Raw genomic sequence first — 26243 nt, forward strand, 5'->3', positions numbered from 1 at the left:
TTAGCTATGAACCGGATAATAGAGGCAATTATCAGCAGGAGCGTCACTAAACATGAATAATATATTTTCTAAGTTGCGAGATTTTGTTGGTCTCAATGAACAAGTAGAATACGAATACTACGAAGAAGAACCAGATACAGATAACTACCAAAATCTGTATCAACAGGAAAATCCTCAGCCAGCACCTGCACAAACTGCCCCATCCAATCGACGTTGGCGAGAAACAGCGAATACAATTGGTGATGACGTGGAAACAGGAACAAAATCAACGATGGGGAATGTGATTGGTATGCCAGGAGCAATTAACGGGATTTCTGAAGTATTAGTTCTAGAACCTCGGACATTTGAAGAAATGCCCCAGGCAATTCAAGCATTGCGTGAACGGAAATCAGTAGTGTTGAACTTAACCATCATGGACCCAGATCAAGCACAACGTGCAGTTGATTTTGTGGCTGGTGGAACCTACGCATTAGATGGACATCAAGAACGTATTGGTGAAAGTATCTTTTTGTTTACACCCAGCTGTGTGCAAGTCAGCACCCAAGGTGGAGTTATTCATGAAGTACCCCAACACCCAGCCCGTCCTTCCCGCCCCGCAAATCCTACACCAACTTGGGGCAGCGAACCCAATCGGATGGCACAATAGAGTTAAATTAGTTATTAGTCATTAGTCAATAGTCCAAAGTCCAAGTTTTCGACTATTGACTAATGACCCAACAAATTTTAGATGTTAAATTTTGGATTTTGGATTGTGAAACACCAAAAAATGGTGTGTAAGATTAAGACTAAAACCTATGAAGTTCTGGACTTTAACGTATTTTCCAATTCAAAATCACAAATCTAATTTCCAAAATTCTTTGACCAGTGACTAATGACTAATAACTAATGACTATCAAATTTGGTTTAATTGGTGGCGGGGTAATGGGAGAATCGCTCTTATCCCGCCTAATTGCGCGAGAAATTTACCACCCTTCAGAAGTTATAGTCAGCGAACCGCAAGCAGCGCGCCAAGCTTTTTTAAAACAAAAATATGATGTGACTGTCACTGTAGATAATTGTTTGGTGTTTAGTCAAACTCAGGAAGTCTTGTTTTTGGCAGTAAAACCACAGGTATTTACAGCGATCGCTCAAGAATTAGCAGATATTATTTTATTGTCAAAAAACTCGCCCCTAGTCATCTCGATTTTGGCAGGGGTGTCTTTAAGTCAGCTAGAAGCTGCATTTCCTGAATTACCAGTTATTCGAGCCATGCCTAACACCCCCGCCACCGTAGGCGCAGGGATGACAGCCATGTGTCTGGGTGCATACACCAACGCCAAGCACCAACAGCTAGCACAGCAAATATTTTCAGCCGTTGGGGAAGTAGTGGAAGTGTCCGAATCCTTGATGGATGCTGTTACAGGCTTATCTGGAAGTGGCCCGGCTTACGTAGCGATATTAGTAGAAGCCCTAGCAGATGGTGGAGTCGCAGCCGGTTTACCGAGGTCAATTGCTAATCAACTAGCACTACAAACCGTACTAGGGACAACCAAATTACTGCAAGAGAGCAAAATGCACCCAGCAGAATTAAAAGACCGCGTTACCAGTCCTGGTGGCACAACCATTGCAGGTGTATCGAAGTTAGAACAAGCCGGATTTCGTTCTGCTCTCATTGAAGCAGTCAAAGCTGCCGCATGGCGATCGCAAGAATTGGGGAAATGAGGTATGGGGCATGGGGCATGGGGCATAGGGCATGGTTGACAAGGTAGACAATGTAGATTTTTTCCCAATTCCCAATTCCCAATTCCCCATGCCCAATTCCCAATTCCCAATGCCCAATTCCCAATTCCCCATGCCCAATTCCCAATCTTTACTGTCGAAGTTGACAAAAGACTCGTTAATATAGTAAACAGTCCGGTTGTAAAAGTGATTGAGTGAATTATCCCGCCTCATCAAAAGAACTAGACTTAGGGTTGATATTTCCCTTTGATCTGGATCAATTTCAAAAAGATGCGATCGCGTCCCTCAACGCGGGACGCTCTGTTGTCGTCTGTGCGCCCACAGGCTCAGGCAAAACTTTAATCGGTGAATACGCTATTTATCGCGCCCTAGCACATGGCAAACGGGTGTTTTATACCACCCCTTTAAAGGCGTTATCTAATCAAAAATTACGTGACTTCCGCGAAAAATTTGGGTTTGATAATGTAGGGCTACTCACGGGAGATGCTTCCATCAATAGGGATGCCTCTATTTTGGTGATGACCACCGAAATTTTTCGTAATATGCTCTACGGTACACCCATTGGGCAAGTCGGTATTTCCTTGGTGGATGTGGAAGCAGTGGTCTTGGATGAGTGCCACTACATGAACGATCGCCAACGAGGTACAGTTTGGGAAGAATCGATTATCTACTGTCCCCGTGAAGTGCAGCTAGCTGCCCTGTCAGCCACCGTTGCCAATAGCGACCAACTGACCGACTGGCTCAACCGCGTCCACGGCCCTACTGACCTGATTTATTCAGATTTTCGCCCCGTCCCCTTGGAATTTCATTACTGTAATCCCAAAGGACTCTTCCCGCTACTCAATGACAGCAAAACTAAAATTAATCCCCGTCTTGCGAATAGAGGTAAACGAAGACAAGGGGACAAAGGCAGACCAGAAGCCCCCAGCATTCTCTACACCCTGAACCACCTCCAGCAACGGGATATGCTACCGGCGATTTACTTTATTTTTAGTCGTCGGGGATGTGACAAAGCCGTCGCCGAGGTAGGTGACTTATGGTTGGTGGACAATGACGAATCCCAAACACTACGGCGACAAATCGACGATTTTTTAACCCGTAACCCCGAAGCCGGACGTTCAGGACAAATTGCCCCCTTGTATCGTGGTATTGCTGCCCACCACGCCGGAATTCTGCCAGCTTGGAAGGTGTTAGTTGAAGAATTATTCCAACAAGGTTTAATTAAAGTCGTCTTCGCCACTGAAACCCTAGCCGCCGGCATTAATATGCCCGCTAGGACAACAGTAATTTCCACCCTATCCAAACGTACCGACACAGGACACCGCCTGTTAAACGCTTCGGAATTCCTGCAAATGGCGGGGAGGGCAGGCCGGCGGGGGATGGATAAACAGGGTCATGTCGTCACACTCCAAACTCCCTTTGAGGGTGCAAAAGAAGCCGCCTATTTAGCCACTTCCCAGCCCGACCCATTAGTCAGCCAGTTTACTCCTAGCTATGGCATGGTGTTAAACCTGCTGCAAACCCACACCATAGAGGAAGCCAAGGAACTCATAGAACGCAGTTTTGGGCAGTATATGGCGACATTACACCTAAAACCAGACTATGAGTTAATTGAAGACTTAGAAGCCCAATTAGCCGGACTGCATGAACAAATAGCCTCAGTCAGTGAACATGAACTGCTGATTTATGAAAAACTGCGTCAACGCCTCAAAGCAGAAAAGCAGTTGTTAAAAACACTACAAGAGCAAGCCCAAGAAACACGAAAAGACCAAATTAAAATGCTGTTGGACTTTGCAGTTTCAGGGACATTACTGAGTCTTAAGGGTGAAAATATTATAGTTTCCACACCGTTAACAGCCGTTTTAGTTGGTCAGTCACCCACAGCAGGAAAATCCAGCTACTTGGTATGTTTAGGGCAAGATAATCGCTGGTATGTTGTTTCTAATGAAGATGTAGTTGATTTATACGCGGAACTACCCCGCCTAGAAGTTCCACAGGAAATTATTCCACCCCCACATTTAGTCTTTAAACCAGGACATTCCTGTCGTGGGGATGAAATGACAGATGCGATCGCTCAAAATATCCCTGATCCTGATGGGTCTTTACATCTGTCTCCAGAAGTAGCTGAACAACTCAGTCGCGTTAATGCTGTCCAAGCACAATTAGAAGCCAATCCTTTGTATCAATCAGGGAGTGTTGCTAAAGTTTTCAAGCGTCGGGAACGCTACGCGGAAATTCAAGAAGAAATAGAAGCATTACAGCAGCAAGTAGAACAGCAATCTCAACGTTACTGGGAAGAATTTCTCAATCTCATCACAATTTTGCAGCAATTTGACTGCTTAGATAACCTAGTCCCCACCCAGTTAGGACAAGTAGCCGCCGCCATTCGCGGAGAAAATGAACTGTGGTTAGGTTTAGCCTTAGCTAGTGGTGAATTGAACAATTTAGATCCCCAGCATTTAGCGGCTGTCATCGCGGCTTTAGTCACAGAAACCCCCCGTCCTGATAGCAGAGTCAACTTTAATCTCTCACCAGAAATAGACGCAGCATGGACGAAGTTACAAAAAATCCGGCGTGCTGTCTTAAAAATACAGTACCGTCATGGTGTAACCTTGCCGGTAGGCTTAGAGAATCGTTACATAGGTTTAATTGCCCTAGTGGAACAATGGGCGTTAGGTACAGAATGGGTAGAATTATGTGAAAACACTACCTTAGATGAGGGTGATGTGGTGCGAATTTTACGCCGGACACTAGATTTACTCTCACAAATCCCCCATGTCCCCCACCTACCAGATTCCTTGCAACGTAACGCTTATCGTGCTATGCAACTCATTGATCGATTCCCCGTCAATGAAGTGGTGGAGTAATTGGGGATTGGGGACTGGGGACTAGGGACTGGGGATTGGGGAAGAAAAACTTCACTCACTACTCAGCACCGGCTAAACGCCGCGCTACCGCTAACAGCACTCAGCACTCATCACTCATCACTCATCACTCACTTGTAAGGGTGGTAAATTATGAAAGCTTCTATCCCAACTGTGGCTGTGGTTACTTTAGCAGTATTACTGGGTTGTTCAACCCCTGGAGTCGTTGCACCTCCACAGAAAACTGATTCCAGTGAAACTGTTGCTCAAGTACCTACTTTAAAAGACACTTTAATTGTACCTGGGGAAAGGGTCGGCCCTGTAACGCGCACAACCACAAGGAAGGATTTAGCTAAAATTTTTGGTGCATCTAGTCTAGTTGATAAAACCATTCCTGGTGCGGAAGGGATAGGTAATTTTGCTGCAACTCAAGTTAAATTGAGTCAAGGACGTTCATTTTTAATCGTTTGGAGTGATAACAACCGCACCAAACCTTCAGAAGTGCGTGACTTGGGTACTGCGTGGAAAACCCGTGAAGGTATTGGTGTCGGGACTCCCTGGAGTGTGTTACGTCAAAAGTTGGGAGATTTCAAACTCTTCGGCTTAGGTTGGGATTACGGCGGGACGATTCTCTTAGAAAGTAGTAAACTATCTCGCTATGAAGGCAAGCTAATTATCAGGGTGAGTGCAGATCCTAAAGCATCAGACAGATATCCTCAAGATTATCAGGCTGTGTCAGGCGATCGCACTTTTGCTTCTACAAATCGTCGTTGGCAAAAATTAGGAATGAAGGTATCTCAAATAATTGTCATCCTCAATTCCAGTTGAAGAAAAACACACCCTGAATCGATTTTGGATTTTGGATTTTAGATTTTGGATTGAAATGATTAACTATTCCACCAATCTTGAGCCTGTTGATGAATTAAATTCAACTCCTCTTGGGACATTTTATCCAGGTTTTTCAAAACAAAACTCATCCGTCCTTGAGTTTGCAATTTATCACGGTGTTGTTCTAGGAAATACCAATAAAAGAAATTAAACGGACAAGCATCTTTACCAAATTTATCTTTATGGTTATAAACACAACCTTTGCAATAATCACTCATCTTATTGATGTAATTGGCAGATGCAGCATAAGGTTTTGATGCTAATACTCCCCCATCTGCAAATAAACCCATCCCAATCACATTGGTTTGCATCACCCAATCATAAGCGTCTATAAACACAGCATGAAACCAATTTTCTATGGCTTGGGGTGAGATTCCTGCAATCAAAGCAAAGTTACTCAATACCATTAATCGCTGGATATGATGAGCGTAACCTGTACGTTGCACTTGAGTAAGAATCTGGTGTAAACAATTCATCTTAGTTTCACCAGTCCAAAAAAATTCCGGTAATGGTTGAGTGTGATTAAACCAATTTTGATTAGGGTAATCTGCATCTACAAAATGATAGATTCCCCGCATATATTCCCGCCAGCCTAACACCTGACGGATAAAACCTTCTGCACTATTTAATGGTAAATTGCGCTGGTAATAAGCTTGTTCTGCGGCTTGAATAATTTCTAAAGGTTGCAATAACCCCAGATTTAAGTAAGGTGAAATTAAAGCGTGCCACATGGTTTCTTCACCTGTTAGCATTGCATCTTGGTGAGTACCAAAATCAGCTAATCTTTGTTGAATAAACCAATCTAAAACTTGCAATGCTTGGTGACGAGTCACTCCCCAACGAAATGGCTCAACATCTCCATAGGTGGGAATATTTAGTGATTTAACTTGAGTAATAACAGCAAGGGTAATATCGTCAGGTGTAAACCATTGTGCTGGAGGTGTATTTAATTTACCTTTGGGTGGTTGACGATTTTCTTTATCTAAATTCCATTGTCCACCTATTGGTTTATCTTTATCCATCAAAATCTGAAAACGCTTTCTACCTTCGCGATAGAAATCTTCCATTAATAGACGTTTACGATTTTTAGCCCAATGGTTAAATTCTTCTGTACTCCACAAAAAATGGTTGTTAGGAATTAAGTTAATTTTACAAGGTAAATCTAAACTTTGAATTAATTGGGTAAATGGTTTATCATTGGGTATCATCACCCGCAATTCAGTGATATTTTGGCTTTGAATCCATGCTTTTAAGGGTGTGATGAAGTCTGCGCTGATTTCATAAGTGACAGCATATTTTTGCTGACGCAATTCTTCAGCAAAGTGACGCATTGCTGACCACACTAAGACCAATTTTTGCTGATGATAAGGACGTACCTGTATATGTTGTAGTGATTCAATGAAAATTACAGGTAGATTTTTTTGACGAGAACAACTTTGTAGTGCTGTTTGTTGTTCCCAAAGTTGATCGCCTAGTATCCAAACGCCTATGGTCATTAGTTATTGGTCAATAGTCAATAGTCAATAGTCAATAGTCATTAAATTAGTATAACAACTTAAAAACAAAATATGTTATGTAATTTAAAATACTAGGATTCAGTTCGTAGTAAGGACTTTAGTCCTTTTTTGTTCGCGTAGCGTCTCATAGTTAGAACTAAAGTTCTAACTACAAACCTTTCGTTATTTAGGTTTTTTGGTTATTTGATTTAAATCTTCCTGCGATAAATTCTCGCTGATTGAGGTGCTTGGTTTTGCGTTTGGTGACTCGTTCACGCCACATCCGAAAACTAGATTCTTTCATTTCACGCCTCATGAGTGCAATCACTTGCTTTTCTAATAAGCCGAATTGCTTTTCAATGGCTTCAAAGGGAGTTCTATCTTCCCACGCCATTTCTATAATGCGATCTATACTGTCAGAATCTAGTTCGGGTAATTTCATGGACGATTTGCAGTTTTATAATATTCTACCCATCAAATGATTTTAGGGCAAACAAGGCAAAAGTAAAAAGTTGAAAAGCAATTGCTAAATTTACTTATTCATTTCATTTTTTACTTTTTACTTTTTAATTAATATCTTGCTTCTCTGGTATGAACAACGCGACAATTAACACCGCCATATTGTCTGCAAGTTTGTACCGCATATTGTCCAGCAATTGTACGACCCCTTTTAGGGTTGTTGGTATCATAACCCCAGCCTGAACCAAAAGCACCATTAGAACCGACAGCTAAAGCACCCCAAGCATTTTTAAACCATACTGGAACTGAGCAATCACCAGCACGAGATTTGCGTCGACAATGGGCTAAAGCTCTGCGTTCAGCTTCTTGGCGTGAGGAGGCGGTGACGGATGTGTAAACTCCTGTAGACTGGGAGTAAGCGATCGCACCAAACACATCACGGCTTTGAGCTTGGGCAACTTGGGTCAATCCTGGTAAAGTAGCTAATACGGTAGCGGTTGCTAATAAAGTTTTCTGTAGTGTATTTGCCAACATCGTTTATGTGTGTGAACTCTATGTTCAAAACTACAGTTTCTAGATGTAGGCATTCCGCAATTTTATGTGTTAGTTTCTGTTTCAGTTATTAGCTTCTGTCCAATTTTTGGTTCTGTACCAGCTAATAACCGTTCAATATTAGTGCGATGACGGAAAACTACATAAAAACCACCAGCGACACCAAACAATATATAAGGTAAGGGTTGGTGGAAAATAACCATCACGATAGAAACAGCGATCGCGCCACTGATGGAACTTAGTGATACAATCCGCGATATTGCTACCACTACAGCAAACACACCCAGCGTAGCTAAACCCACTTGCCAAGACATCGCCAGCAAAATCCCCAAGCTGGTAGCGACAGATTTACCACCTGTAAAACCGAGAAAAATAGACTTGCTATGTCCTAAAATCGCGGCTAAACCGACTATAGTCACTAGCCAAGGCTGCCAAAGCGTTACGTCTACTGTGGTGGGAATCAGATTTTGATTAGAGGCGAAGCTAAATAAATAGTAGACTAAAGCGATCGCTAAGACTCCCTTTAAGCAATCTACCAATAAAACGAATGCTCCTGCCCCTTTCCCCAAGGTTCTCAGAACATTAGTTGCACCTGTTGAGCCTGAACCCACTTCTCGGATATCAATACCTTTAAGTTGTTTAACCGCAATATACCCTGTGGGGAAAGAACCCAACAGGTAAGCAATAATTACAACCACACCACACAAACTTAACCAAACAGCCATAGGAAATCCACAAGCGTCAATAGTTTATAGGAATAGTCTATATTGAGTCGTTCAAGTTAATGCCATAAATCAGGTTACAGCAGCTAACATGGGAGCTTGTTGTGTTGGTCGGTAGAGAAGCAGGGGAGCAGAGGAGCAGAGAAGAGATTTTTACAATTTTCCCCTCTGCTTGCCACTACGCAAAGTTTGCGTGGTGAAGCACTAGGCACTAGGTATGGCGTTTTGTTTGCTCTCGTTTTAGCCATGAAATTGAGAGAAACACTCCTAAAGATAGTAAGCTGACGGACGTATTTGCTTCAGGAACGGTAGTCAAGTTTTCCGTTGTGAAGGCAATACCGATTGGACGTGACAATTTATCAGTAGTAGGTACAAAGATAGCGTTACTATTACCCAGCGATGGTAATGGATCTCCTGTCACTCCGTTATAGCGAAGAATCGCCCCTTCATTATTTTGAGTTAACTTAAAACCGACTGTGTAAAGTGTATTATTTTCTCCGAAAGCTAAATTGCCAATGAAATTATTACTAGGATTAGTACCTGTATAATTCGTTGATAAAGTATCGACTAAAGCTCCCGTTGCCAAACTGTAACGCCTAATATCGTTGGCAAAATCGCTAACAAATAAGTCACCGTCTGTTCCCAAGGCTAATCCGAGGAAACTCACGAACCCGAAACTATCTGGTGATGGTGTTGGCTGCTCGATAAATACAGTAGAGGTCTTCGTGGCTAAATCGAAGCGCAATACCTGACTTGGTGTACCAGGAAAGGTTGCTTGGTTATTCACAGCAATACTTCCCTGAGTAGTAACGTACAAGCTACCATCCGGCCCAAATAACAAGTCATTTGGCCCATTTAATCCACCAGGCATACCGTTACCTGTTGCAAAAACATCGATGAATGTACCTGTTGTGCCGTTGTAGCGGAGAATTTGGTCAGTAAGAAAACTACTGACGTAAAGCAATCCATCCGGGCCAAACGCAGCACCATAGGGTCGGGACAAACCTCCACCAGAGGCAAAAACATCAATGAACTTGCCAGTTTTTCCATCGTAGCGAAGGATTGCTGAATTACTTGGGTCATTACCGCTAGAGACATAAAGATTGCCATCCAGCCCAAAGTTCAAATCATCCGGGCTGACTAACCCACCACTACCCGATGTAATAAAATTTCCTAAGAATTGACCGTTCTGTTCGTCAAAAAGTACAACATTATTTCCTCTAGTGTTACTAATTAATAGGGTGGCATTGGCAGGCAATGTTCCTAAGCAAAAGGCACTAGCAGCACCCAAGACTACAGAAAATGAGAACGCGAAAATGTTTTTATTCATTAATTTGACGCAGTTGTAGTTTGACACTCCCCGAAATTCTATTTCGGGGATTCTTGGTTCATCGAGCCGACTTATCTGAACCTGTTGCCAGATCCAAGTAGAGGTCGTTCTCTACCCAAGCGTTAGTTCCGACGTGTCCCGCCGTACTTAATCCTTTAGCGAAAATATTCAGTGCGGCGTTTTCGTCTCGGTCTAAAACAGTTCTACAGTGGGGAAATTCATGGGTTCTAGGTAACAACCATTGAATCCTCCGTACCGTTGAATGTTCGGGGTTATACCATTTTGGATTTTGGATTTTGGATTACTTTACTAGTAAGCTTTTAGACAATCCATTGATCGCAACTACTTTTCAAATTGGTATTAGTTTCACACTTTTATTAGCCTTATTAGCCGTTAACTGTTGACTAATGACTAATGACTAATGACTAATGACTAATAACTAACCTAAAAATCATCATCATAATTTCTCATGGTTTTCGGATCAGGGGCGAACGCTAACCATAGAGGAAATTGCAAAAGTCCCAGACTGATTTGCTCCTCGGAATCATCAATCAAAATTAAGGGGAGTTGATTAGTTTTCACAAGACGATCTGCTTTCTGTGCTAAAGCATCGGCTGTTTCAAATAATACTACTCCCCTATCTGGGCCAAAGTCTGGACGACCTATACCTAAACAGTCTTGTAAACCGCGCCGCCATTCACCTAGACGCTCAGGTGTGTTAGCTAAAACTAGGGTACGGAGGCGATCGCCATATAGTTTATGTAATATCGAAATTGCCGCCGATGCAATCAATACATTTTGCAAACGACTCCCCATTGTCCGCAAAGCACCGCGTCCACCTTGATTAAAAAACCAATTGGCAACTCTCTCAGCGTGGACTGGTTCAAAAGTACGGCGTAATTGCCAAGCCGGGCCATAATAATCAGGTTTATTACGATATTGGTCAATGAGGCGGCGAATTTGTTTGGTTGTGTCTTGAAACTGTTGTGGCGCAAATTGCGGAGTTCCTGCTTGTGGTTCAGCCTGTTTTACTTCTTTAATCACTACGGCTGGTTTTTCTCTTTCTGTAACAGGTGGAACTAGCTGTAGTTGCTCGGCGGCGGCGGCTAAATCTTGTAAGCTACCAGTGAGATAGTCTTTAAACCCTTGTACTCGAATTGCTAAGTCTTGAGAAGCACCCGCAAAAGTTGTTCGCATCTCGTTGCGAATGCGTTCTTGGCGACGTTCTAACTGTTCTATGGAAATCTGTAGGGTTTGTTTGCGTTGTTCTAGCTGTCCTAGAGATTCTTGTACTACTTTTCCTAGTGCAGTTTGAGTTTCCCTAATTTGTTCTTGAAGAGTGTTGTATGTTGTTTGCAAGCTGGCAATTTCTGCCTTGAGAGTAGCTTCTGTGTTTTGCAATTCAGCAATAACTTGTTCTGATTCTATCGGTGAACCCAGTATGTTACTTTCCGCTTCGGCTTCCTGTACAAATGCTGCTGGTACTTCTGTATTAGAGATAACCTCAGAATTGCCATCCTCTGAAGACGGATTAACAGATGAAGTTTGATCTACTATTTCCATAACAGATGCTTCCGCAGGAGTTTCTGGATTTTCCGGCTGAGGGTTTTCTGCTTGGATTTGTTCCAACCATTCATCAATCGGTTCTGGGGTTTGAGATTCCTCTGGGTTCATAAACTATAATGCAATCCCTATAAAACAAAATAAATAGCTTTCAAAAATATACTATTGAGTGCCTGCGAGTTGCCTGAAAATTCCTGACTTATCAGTCTAACGCGAAACTAGCAACCGTCAAAGACACCCCCTGTAGCTGGTGTTTTGACTGGAGTGACTTAATAGTATTTGCGGCTAAATCCGTGGACAACGTTCTTCTAAACAGGTTCTGAGGGTTTTGGGGTCAAACAAAATCGGTAAAAAGTGAATACTGTTAATTTCTTTAAAATAAAACAGTATGGGAACGGGATACCAAAAAATCCGCCAATTTTGCCATTCACGGTAAGGAAAACGCCGAATTAAATTTTCACCCCTTTTGATATCTAAGTCAGTGGCGGTAAACTGCAACCGCAGAGTCACTGCTTGAAATAAGAGGAATAAACCCAAAAGTGCAAATACTGCTCCCAGCAAGGGTTGTACAAACATGAGTGGAATAGCAGTAATTACCAGCACTATGGGGATATTATAACTAGGCTGAAGTTCCACCGTTGATGTGAAGTTGGGAGCAATTGAACTAGTCACAGTTTCTTGTCCTGTTTTTTAGTAAACACTTCCTAATTGTAAAAGTTAAAAGTTCGCCAAAAAAGATCACTTCACCAATCACTCACAACTTACTTACTACTCATCCCTCAGCACTCAGCACTCTCAAAACCCTTGCAACAACGCGCTACCCGTTCCCTGAAACATAATCCATGATAGAAAAAAGTTGCTGACAAAGATGATAAGCAACGCTGTCACAACGGCTGTTGTAGTTGATTGTCCGACACCTTTAGCACCTCCGGTTGTGGTTAAACCCCAACTACAACCAATTACGGCGATTAACATCCCAAAACAACAGGCTTTAATCATGGCACTTAAAATATCCCAGCTACCTAAAAGATTACGGGCTGAGTCTAAAAACATAGTGTCGGAAATGCCATACATACTGGTAGAAATCAGCAACCCTCCCAACATTCCTGTCACTAGAGACAAGAGGGTTAAGATAGGTAACATTAAGCAACAAGCCAGTAAGCGGGGAATGACTAAATAATCGATGGGGTCAGTTCTGAGCATTAACATGGCATCAATTTGTTCTGTAACCCGCATCGTGCCAATTTCTGCGGCGAATGCAGAACCAACGCGCCCTGCTAAGATGACTGCTGTGAGTACAGGTGATAATTCTCGTGTTAATGCTACCGCCAAAACTCCGCCGACTAGATTTCCTGCACCAAAATTAATAAATTCTCGCGCCACTTGAATAGTAAAGACTGCGCCTACAAACACAGCAGTTAGCAAAGCAATAAATAGTGAATCTGGCCCGACTGCGGCCATTTGTTCTCTAGTATTGCGCCAATGGATTTTTCCCCTCAGTAGGTGAACCATAGCTTGTCCACCTAAAAACACCGCCGCCAGCAATCGCTGACTCCACGTTCCTAAGCCAAATTTGGATGTAGTGTCACTAGTCATTAGTCATTAGTCATTAGTCGTTAGTCATAGTTTAGTTCTCATCCTGCATCCCCTGCTTCCTAGTTGCCAATTCCTAGCCCCCAATCCTCTACATTTCTGGAAATATTAATTTATCGTAATGATTTTCTCAGGATATATAGCTTTTCATGAACACGTTAAAAGTTGTAAAATCCTGTTCCCTAAATAAATAAGCTTGGTTTAATAAGGGTTTTAGAGATACTTATCTTTCTTCTGGGCAATGCACTGAGTGTACCAGGTCACTGTGTTTTTTAATGAAAACTTAAGATTTTTGACAGATTGACCGTTGGGTAACGATCGCACGTATTGTAGAAGAGGACGAATAGCTAACTAGCTATTGTTGACTTGATTTTAGGAGTTGGTCTGATGATGACTACTTTTACTCACTATCTTCGATCTTTGATCCTGGCGATGATTTTTAGTTTCGTGACTCCGTTGATCTTGATCGGTGGTGTATTGCTATTTTTAGGGGTTAGTGGTTATATTCCTCTGTTGCAAGAGCTAGCTGAGATGGCTGCAACTGGAGTATTGCATTTCTTAGCTATCTTTGGCAGTGGATCTATTTTTAATGGCATTTTGGTCATTAGCCTCACTTGCGGCTTTGTCGGGGGTCTATTCGATACTTATGCTTACTATCGGTATCAAATTTTGCGGATTGATTCGTAGTAGTGGGCGATCACTGATGTTTGATAGGTTCAAGGTTAGTGCAAGTTCATCCTTATCACGGCTGACCGAATTTAGTTAATGGCAATTACTAAGCGAGTATTAATTATATTTATTAATAAGTATTAACTTTAAGTGCTATCACGTAGCCGAAAGTTTATCTTAGGCTGCAATAACAATGGCTAAGAGTATATTTGAATATTCATGACTGATGTATCAAATATTTTACCTGCCCTAACCTTCCCATGAACAAGGGGAGGGAAAGAGATTTTTTTGTCTCTGCTGTAATAGCTGATGAAGAGAGAATAACAAAACAACATCTATATCAACCAGGAAAAACTTATCGAAAAACTGGGTTTAAAACCTCGCCCTTATAGGGCGACTTTACTTTTGTTTGGCTTTAATTTACCATAGTAAGTATAGTTTGATAAGTGCGATGTTAAAAGCCTACAAGTACAGAATCTATCCGACTGACGAGCAATGCACATTGCTGGCCAAGTCGTTTGGATGTGTACGTTGGTTTTACAATTTTGCGCTTAACCTCACCAGTGAAACTTACAAGGAAACAGGTAAGGGATTAAGTCGGAACGACATAATTAATCTGTTGCCATCCTTGAAGAAAGAATATGAATGGTTAACAGAAGCACCTTCACAATGTTTGCAGCAAGTAGCATTAGACTTGTCTAGCGCGTTTTTGAACTTTTTCGAGAAACGGGCGAAATACCCAAACTTCAAAAAGAAAGGTCAAAAGCAATCTATCCGCTTTCCTCAACAGGTAAAACTAGATGGTGAGTATCTCACTCTACCTAAATTGGGTAAAGTTTACTGCAAGGTATCTCGGCTACCGGAAGGAAAGTTAAAGAGTGTTACTGTTTCATTAACTCCATCGAATGAATACTACGCGGCTTGTCTCTATGATGATGGCAAGGATAAACCTACTTCATCATCAGAAGGGAAGGCTATTGGCGTAGATATGGGGATTCACCATTACGCTATTACGTCCGATGGGAATAAGCATGGCAACCCAAAATATTACCGTAAGTATGAAGTTAAACTAACCAAAAAACAAAAACAACTTAGCCGCAAACAAAAAGGGTCTAACAACCGCAATAAAGTGCGTAGAAAGGTTGCTAGGGTTCACAACAAAATTACTAGATGTCGAGAAGATTTTTTACACAAGCTAAGTCGTAAATTGGTTGACGAAAATCAAGTCATAGTTGTAGAAAATCTCGCAGTTAAAAACATGGTCAAGAACCACAACCTAGCTAAATCTATTAGTGACGCTGGATGGGGGCAATTTTGCACCATGTTGAAATACAAGGCGGAATGGGAGGGAAAAACCTATATTGAGGTAGATAGGTTCTTTCCCAGTTCCAAAACTTGTAGTAACTGCTTGCATCAAGTAGATAGGCTCAATTTAGATATTCGTAGTTGGCAGTGTCCCAAATGTCAAACGATACATGACAGAGATATTAATGCTGCGGTGAATATCAGAGATGAAGGTTTACGGATTTTGAGCCAGTGCGGTCTTGACGGTCTCCGTCGTAGAGCAACTGGTGTGGCGGGAGGGCATCTCGCTACTGCTTCTGGACAACGTGTAAGACCATCTAAAGGCACTGCTTTTAGAGGCGATTTTGGGTGAAGGAAGAATCTCCGCCGTTCAACGGCGGAGAGTTGTCAATAAAATTCCTAGCGGTGATACCGTTTTGAGTCTTTCATGGAGGTCATCTGGTCACTAGACAATTTATAGTGAAATTATTGCTATGTTTATTTAGTTGCTCATGGTTTGGCCTTTTAAGTCCAAGTTTCGTAAACAAATTGCTAGAATTGAGATCACAGGTGCGATCGCTAGTGCTACGCGCAAACGTGTGCTAGAAGCATTAAAAACCGTCGAAGAAAAGAAATTTCCGGCTTTACTGCTACGTATCGACAGCCCTGGCGGCACAGTTGGGGATTCTCAAGAAATTTATAGTGCGTTAAAGCGGCTACGGGAAAAAATCAAAATTGTTGCTAGTTTTGGTAATATCTCGGCTTCTGGTGGTGTCTACATTGGTATGGGCGCGGAACATATCATGGCGAACCCTGGAACAATCACAGGTAGTATTGGTGTAATTCTGCGTGGGAATAACTTGGAACGCCTACTGGAAAAAATAGGTGTTTCCTTTAAAGTGATTAAATCCGGGCCTTATAAAGACATTTTGGCATTTGACCGAGAACTCACCGAGCCAGAACAAAACATTCTACAAGAGTTGATTGACACTAGTTATCAGCAATTTGTAGAGACAGTAGCCGAGGGACGGTCTTTAGCGGTAGACAAAGTTAAAAGTTTTGCTGATGGCAGAATTTTCACCGGACAGCAAGCCTTAGAATTGGGTATTGTAGACCGCTTAGGCACAGAAGAAGAAGCCCGTCGTTGGACAGCAGAATTAGTAGGACTTGATCCAGAGAAAACACCCTGTTATACCCTAGAGGAACGCAAACCCTTACTAAGTCGGATTCTACCAGGCAGCCGTCAAGTTTCTTCTAAACTAGGCGCAGGCGTTGATTGGCTGGAATTTGAAATGTCCACTAGTGGTTTGCCATTGTGGTTGTATAGGCCTTGAGGGGATTGGGGACTGGGGACTGGGGACTGGGGACTGGGGACTGGGGACTGGGGACTGGGGACTGGGGACTGGGGGGACGAGGGAGATTTTATTTCTATGCCCAATGCCCAATGCCCAATGCCCAATGCCCCATGCCCCATTCCCAATAACTAATGACTAATAACTAATGACTAATAACTAAGGAGGATTTTGGCGTGGAGTGGCGAATTCAGGCTATTCGTGGGGCAACAACCGTTTCGGAAAATACAGTGGCAGCTATGCGAGAAGCGGTGACGGAACTGCTAGACGAACTCGAAAGACGAAATCAACTCCAGCCACAAGACATGATCAGCGTGACTTTTTCAGTGACGCGTGATTTAGATGCGATTTTCCCGGCGGCGATCGCTAGACCCCGGCCGGGTTGGGATAATGTTGCTATGTTGGATGTACAGCAAATGCACGTTGCAGGTAGTTTACAGCGTTGTGTCCGGTTTTTAATCCACGCTTATTTACCTATCTCTACTCCCATTCATCACATTTATTTGCGTGAAGCTAGAAAACTTCGTCCTGACTGGAGTTTACCCCAAGTTTTACCAGCACCGCAGCCAGTAGTGGAGTCAAAAGTTTAAATTCCTGGGCGGAGAATTTTCTCTGCTACTTGGGGAAACCACCGTTGTAGGAAAAACAGTAGTTTGGTTTTACCGATTCGCATTTCGTAGCGATCGCGTGCAAAATCATGCCAAAATTCATTTACCAGTGCATCAGGGGAAATCTTCCCTTTACCCCTGCCTTCAGTCATGGGTGTATCAACTAAAGGCGCAATAATTTCAAATACTTTAATAGATGTGGCTTCGAGTTGCCAGCGTAAGGCTTTAGTGGCAATATGTATCCCTGCTTTACTACCACAGTAGACAGGCGCGCTTTCTTTGGGAACTAGTCCTAAGCCAGAGGAAACATTGATGATTGCAGCTTCGGGCTTGTTCAACAGATGGGGTAACATCAATTTAATCAATTGCAAGGGCGCAATTAAATTAGTCCGTAATTCGGCTTCGATTAACTCTGGGGTAATCTCTGGATTGGTAAATTCGTAGTTATATTGAATCCCAGCGTTATTAACTAGAATATTCACATTTGGATAACTATTGACTAGTCGTTGCAGGTCGTGAAAATCTCTTAAGTCTGCAACTTCTGTGATGATGTCAGGAAATATTTGCTTGACATCAGATAATTTTTGTGCATTGCGCCCCGTAATAATCACTGTATTTCGCGCTTGCAAAAATTTTCGCGCCAATGCCAAACCAATTCCCGATGAACCCCCCGTAATTAAAACTGTATTGCCTTGGGTGGACATAGGAGATTTCTGCACGGACAACTTGACAGCAACTGCGGAATCAAAAAATGCCAGAAAGCCTGTATACAGGATGAAAGAATGTAATGTTTTTTTCATCATTGCCCTGAAAGCGCGACAACCGTTCGCCTAGCGTCTCGCTGCAAAAACTTAAGCTTTTGGCGATCGCATTTCGTAATACTTTCAGGTTTAACCTGGAATCATGGCGTAGTCATTAACTTATGTTAATTAGGTTGAAGATTTTTGCGAATGCGGCTCAAAGATACGGGTGAAATTCCCAAATAAGAAGCAATGTGATATTGCTTCACTCTTTGATCTAAATTGGGATATTCTTGTAAAAATTTTTTGTATCGTGTGGTTGCATCATCTAAAAGTAACTCCGCCTCACGTTTCTCTTTCTTGAGATACAATGCTTCAACCAACTTATGGTTAATTTCTTGCCAGCATGAATTACCTGCACACAATTGCAGGTATTGACGATAATCTATGACAAGTAGAAAAGAATCTTCTATTGCTTCAATAAAAAAATTAGCAGGTTGTTGCAAAATTAGCGCACCGTAAGCAGTCACAAAATGGTTTTCTGGACAAAATGATTTTGTGAATTCACTCCCTGCTGAGTTGACGTAGTAAAGGCGTAAAATTCCTGAAACAACAAAGGCGATGCGAGAAGGGATTTCACCTGCCCTAACTAAAAATTCTCCGGTATTTAAGGTAATTTCTTGAAATACACAGTTTAATTTTGCAAGTTCATATGCTGGCATCTCAACCAAAGTTTGCAAAACACTGCTCAGTCGGAGATAGGCAGGATTCAACATAGGAATGTCAAAGTTTACATAGATGTGTCAATTATATTTTGCAACCAATACCAATTCCCATATCCTCAAAATGCAGATTTTCGTGTATGCTTTGTGTCCAAATATCCTAGCGATACGAGGGAGTACACATGGAACGCGCAATTTCTGCTTTCGGAATCCTAGTATTTATCGGTATAGCTTACGCTATCTCGGTAAATCGTGAGGCTGTGCGTTGGCGAACCATCGCTTGGGGTTTAGGATTAGAATTTGTCTTTGCTTTAGTGATTCTCAAAACACCTTGGGGGCTAAAAATCTTTCAATCCTTGGGAGATATCATCAGTAGCTTTTTAGCTTTTTCTGATGTGGGTGCAAAATTCGTATTTGGAGAGAACTTTAAAGATCATTTATTTGCTTTTCAGGTACTCCCGACAATTATCTTTTTCTCCGCATTTATTAGTGTGATGTACTACTACGGAATTTTGCAACGAGTAGTGCAGGGGTTAGCGTGGGTAATGATGAAGACAATGAAAACATCGGGTTCTGAGTCATTATCTTGTGCAGGTAATATTTTTTTGGGGCCGACAGAAGCCGCATTAATGGTGAAGCCTTATATAGCAAAAATGACACAATCAGAACTTCATGCAGTCATGACTGGCGGCTTTGCAACTATCGCCGGAGGGGTTTTAGGGGCTTATCTTTCCTTTGGAATTCCACCAGAACATTTAATTGCCGCTTTCTTTATGACTGCGCCTACTTCCTTAGTCGTTTCAAAATTGATGTACCCAGAAACGGAAGTGTCTGTCACTGCTGGAAAAGTAAAAATGGAAGTAGAAAATACTTATGTCAACGTCATAGATGCTGCTACTAGTGGCGCAATTGATGGTGTCAAATTAGCAGTTAATGTAGGCGTAATGATTATCGCTTTTTTAGGATTACTGGCTTTTGGTAATGCAATCCTGAAATGGTTAGGAGAACATATTGGTTTACCACAACTATCTTTAGAGTGGATTTTGTCTTTAGTGATGTCTCCTATAGCCTTTTTAATGGGTGTACCTTGGGCTGATTGTGGACAAGTGGGTGCATTATTAGGAAAGAAAACCATCCTCAATGAATTTTTGGCTTATGGAGATTTAGGAGAATTAATTAAAAGTCAGAAAATATCCCCCAGGGCAGTGATTATTGCGACTTATGCCTTATGTAACTTTGCTAATATTGGTTCTATTGGTATTACTATTGGGGGGATGACAGGGATGGCTCCACAACGCCAACATGATTTAGCTCGTCTAGGTGTGAGAACGATGATAGGAGGATTACTAGCAGGTTTTATTACTGCTTGCATCGCTGGTATTTTAGTGTAATTTATGACGATTTACGAGTTTTTCTGACATAGCCCAATTCCCAATTGTGGGATTGCTTTAATTGATTTAGCTTCCCTTGAATCATCAAATTTAAAGCAATCCGAGTATTGAGATAACCTTTAAGTAAATAGTATCCAGGTTTAGCAACCACACCGTCTACAACAGATTGATGAGTGCGGTGAATGACTCCACAATAAGTCTGCTCACTAGGTAGATGTAGTCTAAAAAGATACTCATATTGATAACTTTTAGGAATCATAAATATAGCATAAACATTGTGCTGACCACGCCAAGGACGAATTGTAATTTTTTCTGCTTCAGTGTAGTATTTATTATTGACTGTGTTAATAAAGCCCCATTTAGCATGGCAATTTCTTAAAGGAAATCGCATATCTACAAAATAGAATATACACAAAATAGCAACTAAGCTCAGGACAAATAAGAAGAAGAATCGGAGTTTAAATAATAGCTTTCGCACGTGTTATACCCATCGACTTACTATAGGCTATTTTAACTATTGAAACAAAGTGCGATCGCAATTTTCTGGAAATCTGAAAATACAAACTTGATTATTATATGATTTCAAGAATTTTATCGACTACCTGGATTAATTTTCCTGTCCTCCTTTGATCTGCTTTGTATAATATAATTTGCTTACAAGTAAAGCCTGTTGTCGGTTATTACTTCATAACGCTAAAGACCACACAGATTTATCTAAAACGACTTTCATTGTTTTTGTCGCTACTGTTTGTAATTATCATCATCGTCATCATCAATTGTTCCAAATAAATCAAGTATTTTCATCTACTGATACCAATTCGCAATTCGCAATTCGCAATTCGCAATTGAGAAATCCTGACTTGGCAAGGGTTTCTGAGTTTGAATTTGTATCAGAATTTTAGTGAATTTGTATGACGATGTTGTACAGATAGGAATCAGACTTGAATTATTGAAATTATTTGCATAGGTAGGTAACTCTTAAAAGGGAACAGTAAACAGGAAAAGAAGTAACAGAGGTGTACCTAGCTTCACAGAAATCAAATATGATTCCTATATTTTTTACTTACGCAGCACTCAGCACTCGTTACTCAGCACTCCTTTAGTCAACAAAAACATTACCAAATGTGAAAATTTATACGTAAATACAGTAGCGATCGCTAGTTGGTTGTTAGATTAGCAAAGAATCTCTAAAATCAAGCAAGTTAGCGGCGATTAACAATGGTATCTACTACTGCACGCTTCTCCGATGTCCAAAACCATTGGGCGCGTCCGTTTATCGAAGCCTTGGCGGAAAGACGCATTTTGAATGGCTATCCTAACGGTACTTTTCGCCCAGATAACTCAGTCACCCGTGCTGAGTTTGCAGCGATAGTTGCAGCCGTCTTTAATGTTCCTGTAAAGCGTCCGTATATCTCTTTTATCGATGTTCCGGCGAATAATTGGGCTGCTGGTGCCATCAAAAAATCTTATGAAACAGGGTTTTTAACTGGCTACCCAAATAAAACTTTCATTCCTAATAATAGAATTGCCCGTGGTGATGTCTTAGTTTCTCTAGTCAATGGTTTAGACATTGGCACTAAAATTAAACCCGATTTATTAGAGAAACTACCGCAAATTTATCAAGATGGGACAAGTATTCCTAATTATGCTACTAATCAAATTGCGATCGCTACTAGTGCAGGTTTAGTTGCTAGCTTCCCCAACATCAAGCTACTCAATTACAATATCGCTGCGACTCGCGCGGATGTAGCGGCTATAGTTTACCAAGCTTTAGTTTATCTCGGTAATGCCCCCAAAATTAACTCTACATATTTGGTAATTCCTCCTGTCACCGCACCGAGAACCGTCAAAGTCAGTCATCAAAGAGAGTTTCGGGGCGCATGGCTAACAACGGTGTGGAATAGTGACTGGCCTTCCAAAGCTGGACTTTCTGGAACTCAACAACAGACAGAATTAGTTGAGATTATCAAGCGACTACAAGAACTCAATTTTAATGCCTTAATTTTGCAAGTGCGTCCTGAAGGCGATGCTTTGTACGCTTCTAGTATTGAACCTTGGAGTGCTTGGCTATCGGGAACCCAAGGGAAAGCTCCAGAACCATTTTATGATCCCTTGGAAGTTGCGATCGCCGAAGCCCACAAACGTAACATTGAAGTTCACGCTTGGTTCAACCCCTACCGCGCCAAAACCAGCATCAAAGGGACTCCCAACGTCCAACCCCACATAGCTTTAACCAATCCAGAAGTAGTATATCAATGGGGTAATCAATTATGGATGGAGCCAGGCGCGAAAATCGTCCAAGATAGAGCCTATAACGTCATTATTGATGTTGTCCGCCGATATGATATTGATGCTGTCCACCTGGATGATTATTTTTATCCCTATCCCATCCAAGGTCAGTCTTTCCCTGATAGTAAAACCTACGCCGCCTATAAATCTACAGGTGGCAAACTCAGTTTAGAAGACTGGCGACGGGAAAACGTCAATCAAATGGTGCTGCGCCTCTCCCAAGGAATTAAAGCCACCAAACCCTATGTCAAATTTGGTATTAGTCCCTTCGGAATTTACCGCCCTGGACAACCACCAGGAATCACCGGCTTAGATGCTTACAATGTCTTGTATGCTGATTCTAAAAAATGGTTAGAACAAGGTTGGATTGATTATATTGCTCCCCAACTCTATTGGCGCACAGACCAAGCTAAACAAAGCTACTCTGCGTTACTGCAATGGTGGACAGAAGTTAATCCCCTGCGAAGACATATTTATACAGGTAACAACATCTCTCTACTAGACGGTAAAGCTTGGAAAGATGAAGAGATAGACAAGCAAGTCAAAATCAGCCGCAACTTAGTCAAAAATTTATCATTGGGCAATATCTTCTTCAGTATGAGTTCGATTACGGATAATCGCCAAGGTATTGCTGACAAATTTAAAGATTCACTTTATGCTACACCTGCCATAGTACCTGCCATGTCTTGGCAAAATCAATCACCACCGCCCCCACCCAAAGACCTACAATTCATTAACGGTAGACTCAATTGGCAACCAGGAGACAATCAACCTGTACGCTCATGGACACTATACCGTCAAAGCGGGGATACCTGGACGTTGCAAAGAATCTTGTCTGCTGGCACAACTTTTGCCACTGTCCAACCTGGAACTTATGCTGTGTGTGCAGTGGATAGATTAGCTAATGAAAGTGAGGGTGTAGTTATCACAGTAAGTTAATCTATAAGTCTGTAGTAAGGACTTTAGTCCTAGAAAAATCAGCACTAAAGTGCTTACTACTAACCTCATGAACTTTCTTGCTATGCAGTTTTTGAAACAAATCCGGCGTTTACCGAAAATCATTTATTTATTCATAGCTTTTGCGATCGCGCTTTTAATTAGCGGTTTATTCTTAATTAATTTAGAATCAGATGTTATAGAAATCAGTAGTATAGAGTTTATTGGAGAAGCCACATTACCAAAAGGTTTATCCTTCCAAAAAACTCCAGTTGGTGGTTTATCTGGTATTACCTATGATGCTAAAACTGAACTTTATTATGCTATCTCTGATGATCGAGGACAAAAAGCACCAGCCCGATTTTACACTTTTAAAATCGATTTAAATCAAGGTCGTCTACAAGATAGTAGTATCAAGACAGTTGGTGTCACGACATTATTAAACAATCAAAATCAACCCTTTGCTTCAGGTACAACAGATACAGAAGGAATCGCTGTTACTCAAGATGAAACAGTATATATTTCTTCTGAAGGTGATGTAGAACAATCAATTCCACCATTTATTCAAGAATTTGACCTAGCTACCGGTAAAGCCCAGCGAAATCTACCCATACCACCCAAATTTTTACCTGATAAAAAGCGTCAGCGAGGAATACGCAATAATTTAGCTTTTGAAAGCCTCACCATTACACCTAACAATAAATATTTATTCACAGCGACGGAAAACGCCCTGGTTCAAGATGGTGTCATAGCTGCACCTAATATTGGTACACCTTGCCGAATTTTGCAATACGATCTTGCTAACGGGCAACCCCAACAAGAGTTTCTGTATCAAACTGAACCTGTAACATCATTTTTTAATCCTACAGGTAGATTTGCTAGCGGATTACCGGATTTACTAGCTTTAGATAATCACGATCATTTTCTTAGTATAGAACGTTCTTTTACTGGTTTAGGCTTTACTGTTTTCTTATTTCAAGTGTCTTTAACAGCAGCCGATAATATTCAAAATATAGACAGTCTTTTAACAAGCAATGCTCAAAATATGCAAGCAGCGCAGAAAAAAATCTTGTTAGATTTAAGAACTTTAGATGTCGCCCTAGATAACATAGAGGGCTTAACTCTGGGGACAAAACTCCCCCACAGAGAACAATTATTAATTCTAGTTAGTGATAATAACTTTAATTCCATACAGCGCACACAATTTTTAGCCTTTAAGCTCAAATTTACTTCCCCACTCATGATGTTATTCCGCCGGATTTTTCCACAAAATTAACCATTAATGAGAGATAAATCATCTTTTAAATACGGCTGTTAAATTTTCGTATAGATGTATTTTCAGTAGAATTACTATAGTGCTGATCCTCTGAGATTGAGTTTTCTTAGGGATTGCGTAGATTTCCTCATATCTTTTATTTAATCAATATGTTACATAATATTTAAGGGATTTTGCATAGTTATAAGCAAAATTCTGTGTAAAATTTAAATTGTTTTTTGTTAAAGCTATGATGCTTTTAAACTACACAATTATACTAATTTTGGATTTGGGATACTTCGACAAGCTCAGTACAAGTGTTGGATTTGGGATTAACAGTCTAGATTTCTAGCCTACTCCAGAATCTTGAAACAATACACCGATCCAAATTGAGTATTACTGATGAGGTTTGTTTAGCCTAACAAGTGCAAGAGTTACTTTCTCATATAAAGCAACGGAAAGCAGCTATCTCACTATTAATAGTTAGCAATCGGCAGCCACAAAGAAAAGTGTAAAATTTAAACGTGTAAAAGCTTATTTTCAAATTACTTAATTAACTCTATCAGATTTAACAGAATCTGAAATATTAAAGTTAATGAATTACCAAAATCACCATTATTTGATAGCGTCAAGTTTCCAAATATGGTCAACTCCAAGCCAGAGCCAGATATTTATATTGGAAAATTTTTAAACAATCGCTATTTAATAATAGACTTGATTGGCAAAGGCGGTATGGGACGTGTTTATTTAGCTGAGGATACAGCTAAAGGTGGTAAACAAGTCGCATTAAAAATCCTCACGTTCAATTTAGCGACTCAAAACCTGTCTCAACGCTTTGGTAGAGAAATTTTCATTGGCGCGCAATTAGGACGCAAAAGTAAACATATTGTCCGTGTCTTGAGTTACGGTGTGATTGAGCATAGAAATCCCTTTTATGTGATGGAGTATCTTCAAGGTAAAAACCTCAAGCAACTCCTCAAAACTCAGCCGTTAACAACCGGAAAATTCCTAGATATTTGTCATCAGATTTGTTTAGGCTTAGAATGCGCCCATCAAGGTATTACCTTCAAAGGCGAAATCTATCCTGTTTTACATAGAGATATCAAGCCAGAAAACATATTTATTACTAAAGATAATCAACAAAATGAGATTGTTAAAATTTTAGATTTTGGTATTGCTAAATTTTTAACAGAACGCAGTGGGATGACTTTAACCGATTCTTTTATCGGGAGTTTACCTTACTGTTCCCCAGAACATATGGAGGGACGCAAATTATTAGATGTCCGTTCTGATATTTATAGTTTGGGAGTGTTAATGTTTGAAATGTTAACTTCCAAACATCCCTTTCAACCACAAAGTAATTCTTTTGGCAGTTGGTATCAAGCTCATAGATTGCAAATACCGCCCACCTTTGGAGAAATAGACCCCCAATTAAAAATACATCCAGAATTACAAGATTTAGTAATTAAATGTTTAGCTAAAGAACCAAGCGATCGCCCTCAAAATATTCAAGAAATTTTGCAGGTTTTAGAGCGAGTTAAAAACAAAATTACCTCTACTATTGATAATAGTGATGTGTGGGAAAGTTTGCCCACAGTGCAGCTAATTCCTGTCACCTCTGTTTCTGAAAAGGAATGCTTAAAAAAAACCTGGCCAAAAAATAAACCCATTAAAGCCATTGGTTTTCCTTACTTGTTACATACAAGCCAAGGGATTATTCCTACATATTGGGCTATGCTCCCCAAGCAGGAAATCGACCAATTCATTAATAGAAGTCACAGCACGGAATTTATTCATAAAGTTACCCTATA

At 41.0% G+C, this 26243-nt stretch carries 27 protein-coding genes; 14 read left to right on the top strand and 13 right to left on the bottom strand.

The genetic code is table 11. From position 1 onward, the window contains the following. Positions 1-52: 52 nt before the first annotated feature. Complete coding sequence (locus CV014_RS20515) at positions 53-646, top strand: cell division protein SepF (RefSeq protein ID WP_103139788.1); 594 nt, start codon at positions 53-55, stop codon at positions 644-646. Positions 647-885: 239 nt separating this feature from the next. Continuing rightward, positions 886-1701: a pyrroline-5-carboxylate reductase gene (gene proC, locus CV014_RS20520; RefSeq protein ID WP_236143722.1), complete on the top strand. Its 816-nt coding sequence runs from the start codon at positions 886-888 to the stop codon at positions 1699-1701. Here proC and CV014_RS20525 read toward each other — a convergent pair. Beyond that, positions 1661-1846, bottom strand: a complete 186-nt coding sequence (locus tag CV014_RS20525) for a hypothetical protein (protein WP_236143723.1) — start codon at positions 1844-1846, stop codon at positions 1661-1663. The genes proC and CV014_RS20525 overlap by 41 nt on opposite strands. Positions 1847-1913: 67 nt before the next feature. Between CV014_RS20525 and CV014_RS20530 the strand changes: the two genes are divergently transcribed. Genes CV014_RS20530 through CV014_RS20540 form a run of 3 tightly spaced genes read left to right on the top strand, consistent with a single transcriptional unit; the run spans position 1914 to position 5411 of the window. Beyond that, positions 1914-4586 carry a DEAD/DEAH box helicase gene (locus CV014_RS20530; protein ID WP_236143724.1) on the top strand — a complete coding sequence of 891 codons (2673 nt, stop codon included), beginning with the start codon at positions 1914-1916 and terminating at the stop codon, positions 4584-4586. Beyond that, positions 4587-4724 carry a hypothetical protein gene (locus CV014_RS20535; protein WP_236143725.1) on the top strand — a complete coding sequence of 46 codons (138 nt, stop codon included), beginning with the start codon at positions 4587-4589 and terminating at the stop codon, positions 4722-4724. A gap of 12 nt (positions 4725-4736) precedes the next feature. Beyond that, complete coding sequence (locus tag CV014_RS20540) at positions 4737-5411, top strand: hypothetical protein (protein WP_236143726.1); 675 nt, start codon at positions 4737-4739, stop codon at positions 5409-5411. A 59-nt stretch (positions 5412-5470) separates the two neighbouring features. Here CV014_RS20540 and CV014_RS20545 read toward each other — a convergent pair whose 3' ends face one another. The 9 genes from CV014_RS20545 to CV014_RS20585 form a co-directional block, all read right to left on the bottom strand. Then, entirely contained in the window at positions 5471-6967 is a 1497-nt protein-coding gene (locus CV014_RS20545) for a cryptochrome/photolyase family protein (protein ID WP_236143727.1), read from the bottom strand. A 187-nt stretch (positions 6968-7154) separates the two neighbouring features. Continuing rightward, positions 7155-7409, bottom strand: a complete 255-nt coding sequence (locus CV014_RS20550; RefSeq protein ID WP_236143728.1) for a TIGR03643 family protein — start codon at positions 7407-7409, stop codon at positions 7155-7157. A gap of 128 nt (positions 7410-7537) precedes the next feature. Beyond that, positions 7538-7960: a DUF4189 domain-containing protein gene (locus tag CV014_RS20555; RefSeq protein ID WP_236143729.1), complete on the bottom strand. Its 423-nt coding sequence runs from the start codon at positions 7958-7960 to the stop codon at positions 7538-7540. A gap of 62 nt (positions 7961-8022) precedes the next feature. Further along, positions 8023-8703, bottom strand: coding sequence for a glycerol-3-phosphate 1-O-acyltransferase PlsY (gene plsY / locus CV014_RS20560; RefSeq protein WP_236143730.1), 681 nt, complete (start codon positions 8701-8703; stop codon positions 8023-8025). A gap of 208 nt (positions 8704-8911) precedes the next feature. Next, positions 8912-10030: a Vgb family protein gene (locus tag CV014_RS20565; RefSeq protein ID WP_236143731.1), complete on the bottom strand. Its 1119-nt coding sequence runs from the start codon at positions 10028-10030 to the stop codon at positions 8912-8914. Positions 10031-10088: 58 nt separating this feature from the next. Then, complete coding sequence (locus CV014_RS20570) at positions 10089-10268, bottom strand: hypothetical protein (protein WP_236143732.1); 180 nt, start codon at positions 10266-10268, stop codon at positions 10089-10091. A gap of 206 nt (positions 10269-10474) precedes the next feature. Then, complete coding sequence (locus CV014_RS20575; protein WP_236143733.1) at positions 10475-11704, bottom strand: DUF3086 domain-containing protein; 1230 nt, start codon at positions 11702-11704, stop codon at positions 10475-10477. 174 nt (positions 11705-11878) lie between these two features. Continuing rightward, positions 11879-12265 (bottom strand): DUF3119 family protein, encoded by a 387-nt coding sequence (locus tag CV014_RS20580; RefSeq protein ID WP_236143734.1) that lies wholly within the window; start codon positions 12263-12265, stop codon positions 11879-11881. Positions 12266-12388: 123 nt separating this feature from the next. Further along, positions 12389-13189, bottom strand: coding sequence for an MlaE family lipid ABC transporter permease subunit (locus CV014_RS20585; RefSeq protein WP_236143735.1), 801 nt, complete (start codon positions 13187-13189; stop codon positions 12389-12391). A 387-nt stretch (positions 13190-13576) separates the two neighbouring features. On the opposite strand from CV014_RS20585, the gene CV014_RS20590 reads away from it, so the two are divergent. From CV014_RS20590 to aroH, 5 genes are all read left to right on the top strand, one after another. Continuing rightward, positions 13577-13873: a hypothetical protein gene (locus CV014_RS20590; protein WP_236143746.1), complete on the top strand. Its 297-nt coding sequence runs from the start codon at positions 13577-13579 to the stop codon at positions 13871-13873. A gap of 433 nt (positions 13874-14306) precedes the next feature. Then, a complete protein-coding gene (gene tnpB / locus CV014_RS20595) occupies positions 14307-15512 on the top strand; it encodes an IS200/IS605 family element RNA-guided endonuclease TnpB (RefSeq protein ID WP_268964836.1) in 1206 nt (401 codons plus the stop codon). Positions 15513-15651: 139 nt separating this feature from the next. Beyond that, positions 15652-16473 carry a signal peptide peptidase SppA gene (gene sppA / locus CV014_RS20600; protein ID WP_103139777.1) on the top strand — a complete coding sequence of 274 codons (822 nt, stop codon included), beginning with the start codon at positions 15652-15654 and terminating at the stop codon, positions 16471-16473. 5 nt (positions 16474-16478) lie between these two features. Beyond that, a complete protein-coding gene (locus CV014_RS20605; protein ID WP_236143737.1) occupies positions 16479-16622 on the top strand; it encodes a hypothetical protein in 144 nt (47 codons plus the stop codon). Positions 16623-16667: 45 nt separating this feature from the next. Beyond that, positions 16668-17081 (top strand): chorismate mutase, encoded by a 414-nt coding sequence (aroH, locus tag CV014_RS20610; protein WP_236143738.1) that lies wholly within the window; start codon positions 16668-16670, stop codon positions 17079-17081. Here aroH and CV014_RS20615 read toward each other — a convergent pair. Beyond that, positions 17078-17902 (bottom strand): SDR family oxidoreductase, encoded by an 825-nt coding sequence (locus CV014_RS20615; protein WP_236143739.1) that lies wholly within the window; start codon positions 17900-17902, stop codon positions 17078-17080. The two genes, aroH and CV014_RS20615, sit on opposite strands and share 4 nt — an antisense overlap. Before the next feature lie 122 nt (positions 17903-18024). Beyond that, positions 18025-18615: a Crp/Fnr family transcriptional regulator gene (locus CV014_RS20620; protein ID WP_236143740.1), complete on the bottom strand. Its 591-nt coding sequence runs from the start codon at positions 18613-18615 to the stop codon at positions 18025-18027. 128 nt (positions 18616-18743) lie between these two features. Between CV014_RS20620 and CV014_RS20625 the strand changes: the two genes are divergently transcribed. Next, complete coding sequence (locus tag CV014_RS20625) at positions 18744-19952, top strand: NupC/NupG family nucleoside CNT transporter (protein ID WP_236143741.1); 1209 nt, start codon at positions 18744-18746, stop codon at positions 19950-19952. A 1-nt stretch (position 19953) separates the two neighbouring features. On the opposite strand, the gene CV014_RS20630 is transcribed toward CV014_RS20625, so the two are convergent. Continuing rightward, entirely contained in the window at positions 19954-20430 is a 477-nt protein-coding gene (locus tag CV014_RS20630) for a hypothetical protein (RefSeq protein ID WP_236143742.1), read from the bottom strand. A gap of 740 nt (positions 20431-21170) precedes the next feature. On the opposite strand from CV014_RS20630, the gene CV014_RS20635 reads away from it, so the two are divergent. The 3 genes from CV014_RS20635 to CV014_RS20645 all read left to right on the top strand — a co-directional run. Continuing rightward, positions 21171-23180 carry a glycoside hydrolase family 10 protein gene (locus CV014_RS20635; RefSeq protein ID WP_236143743.1) on the top strand — a complete coding sequence of 670 codons (2010 nt, stop codon included), beginning with the start codon at positions 21171-21173 and terminating at the stop codon, positions 23178-23180. Positions 23181-23262: 82 nt separating this feature from the next. Beyond that, positions 23263-24453, top strand: coding sequence for an esterase-like activity of phytase family protein (locus CV014_RS20640; RefSeq protein WP_236143744.1), 1191 nt, complete (start codon positions 23263-23265; stop codon positions 24451-24453). A gap of 621 nt (positions 24454-25074) precedes the next feature. Further along, the coding region (locus CV014_RS20645) for a serine/threonine protein kinase (protein ID WP_236143745.1) at positions 25075-26243 on the top strand (1169 nt) is incomplete at its 3' end.

It is taken from the genome of Nostoc sp. CMAA1605, assembly GCF_021596505.1.
Lineage (GTDB): Bacteria > Cyanobacteriota > Cyanobacteriia > Cyanobacteriales > Nostocaceae > Trichormus.

What these genes read in the sequence shown, in the direction of transcription:
- CV014_RS20515 (WP_103139788.1), top strand. Translation starts at nt 53, where the DNA reads ATGAATAATATATTTTCTAAGTTGCGAGATTTTGTTGGTCTCAATGAA.
- proC (WP_236143722.1), top strand. Translation starts at nt 886, where the DNA reads ATGACTATCAAATTTGGTTTAATTGGTGGCGGGGTAATGGGAGAATCG.
- CV014_RS20540 (WP_236143726.1), top strand. Translation starts at nt 4,737, where the DNA reads ATGAAAGCTTCTATCCCAACTGTGGCTGTGGTTACTTTAGCAGTATTA.
- CV014_RS20545 (WP_236143727.1), bottom strand. Translation starts at nt 6,967, where the DNA reads ATGACCATAGGCGTTTGGATACTAGGCGATCAACTTTGGGAACAACAA.
- CV014_RS20550 (WP_236143728.1), bottom strand. Translation starts at nt 7,409, where the DNA reads ATGAAATTACCCGAACTAGATTCTGACAGTATAGATCGCATTATAGAA.
- CV014_RS20555 (WP_236143729.1), bottom strand. Translation starts at nt 7,960, where the DNA reads ATGTTGGCAAATACACTACAGAAAACTTTATTAGCAACCGCTACCGTA.
- plsY (WP_236143730.1), bottom strand. Translation starts at nt 8,703, where the DNA reads ATGGCTGTTTGGTTAAGTTTGTGTGGTGTGGTTGTAATTATTGCTTAC.
- CV014_RS20565 (WP_236143731.1), bottom strand. Translation starts at nt 10,030, where the DNA reads ATGAATAAAAACATTTTCGCGTTCTCATTTTCTGTAGTCTTGGGTGCT.
- CV014_RS20575 (WP_236143733.1), bottom strand. Translation starts at nt 11,704, where the DNA reads ATGAACCCAGAGGAATCTCAAACCCCAGAACCGATTGATGAATGGTTG.
- CV014_RS20585 (WP_236143735.1), bottom strand. Translation starts at nt 13,189, where the DNA reads ATGACTAGTGACACTACATCCAAATTTGGCTTAGGAACGTGGAGTCAG.
- CV014_RS20590 (WP_236143746.1), top strand. Translation starts at nt 13,577, where the DNA reads ATGACTACTTTTACTCACTATCTTCGATCTTTGATCCTGGCGATGATT.
- tnpB (WP_268964836.1), top strand. Translation starts at nt 14,307, where the DNA reads ATGTTAAAAGCCTACAAGTACAGAATCTATCCGACTGACGAGCAATGC.
- sppA (WP_103139777.1), top strand. Translation starts at nt 15,652, where the DNA reads ATGGTTTGGCCTTTTAAGTCCAAGTTTCGTAAACAAATTGCTAGAATT.
- CV014_RS20615 (WP_236143739.1), bottom strand. Translation starts at nt 17,902, where the DNA reads ATGATGAAAAAAACATTACATTCTTTCATCCTGTATACAGGCTTTCTG.
- CV014_RS20620 (WP_236143740.1), bottom strand. Translation starts at nt 18,615, where the DNA reads ATGTTGAATCCTGCCTATCTCCGACTGAGCAGTGTTTTGCAAACTTTG.
- CV014_RS20625 (WP_236143741.1), top strand. Translation starts at nt 18,744, where the DNA reads ATGGAACGCGCAATTTCTGCTTTCGGAATCCTAGTATTTATCGGTATA.
- CV014_RS20635 (WP_236143743.1), top strand. Translation starts at nt 21,171, where the DNA reads ATGGTATCTACTACTGCACGCTTCTCCGATGTCCAAAACCATTGGGCG.
- CV014_RS20640 (WP_236143744.1), top strand. Translation starts at nt 23,263, where the DNA reads ATGCAGTTTTTGAAACAAATCCGGCGTTTACCGAAAATCATTTATTTA.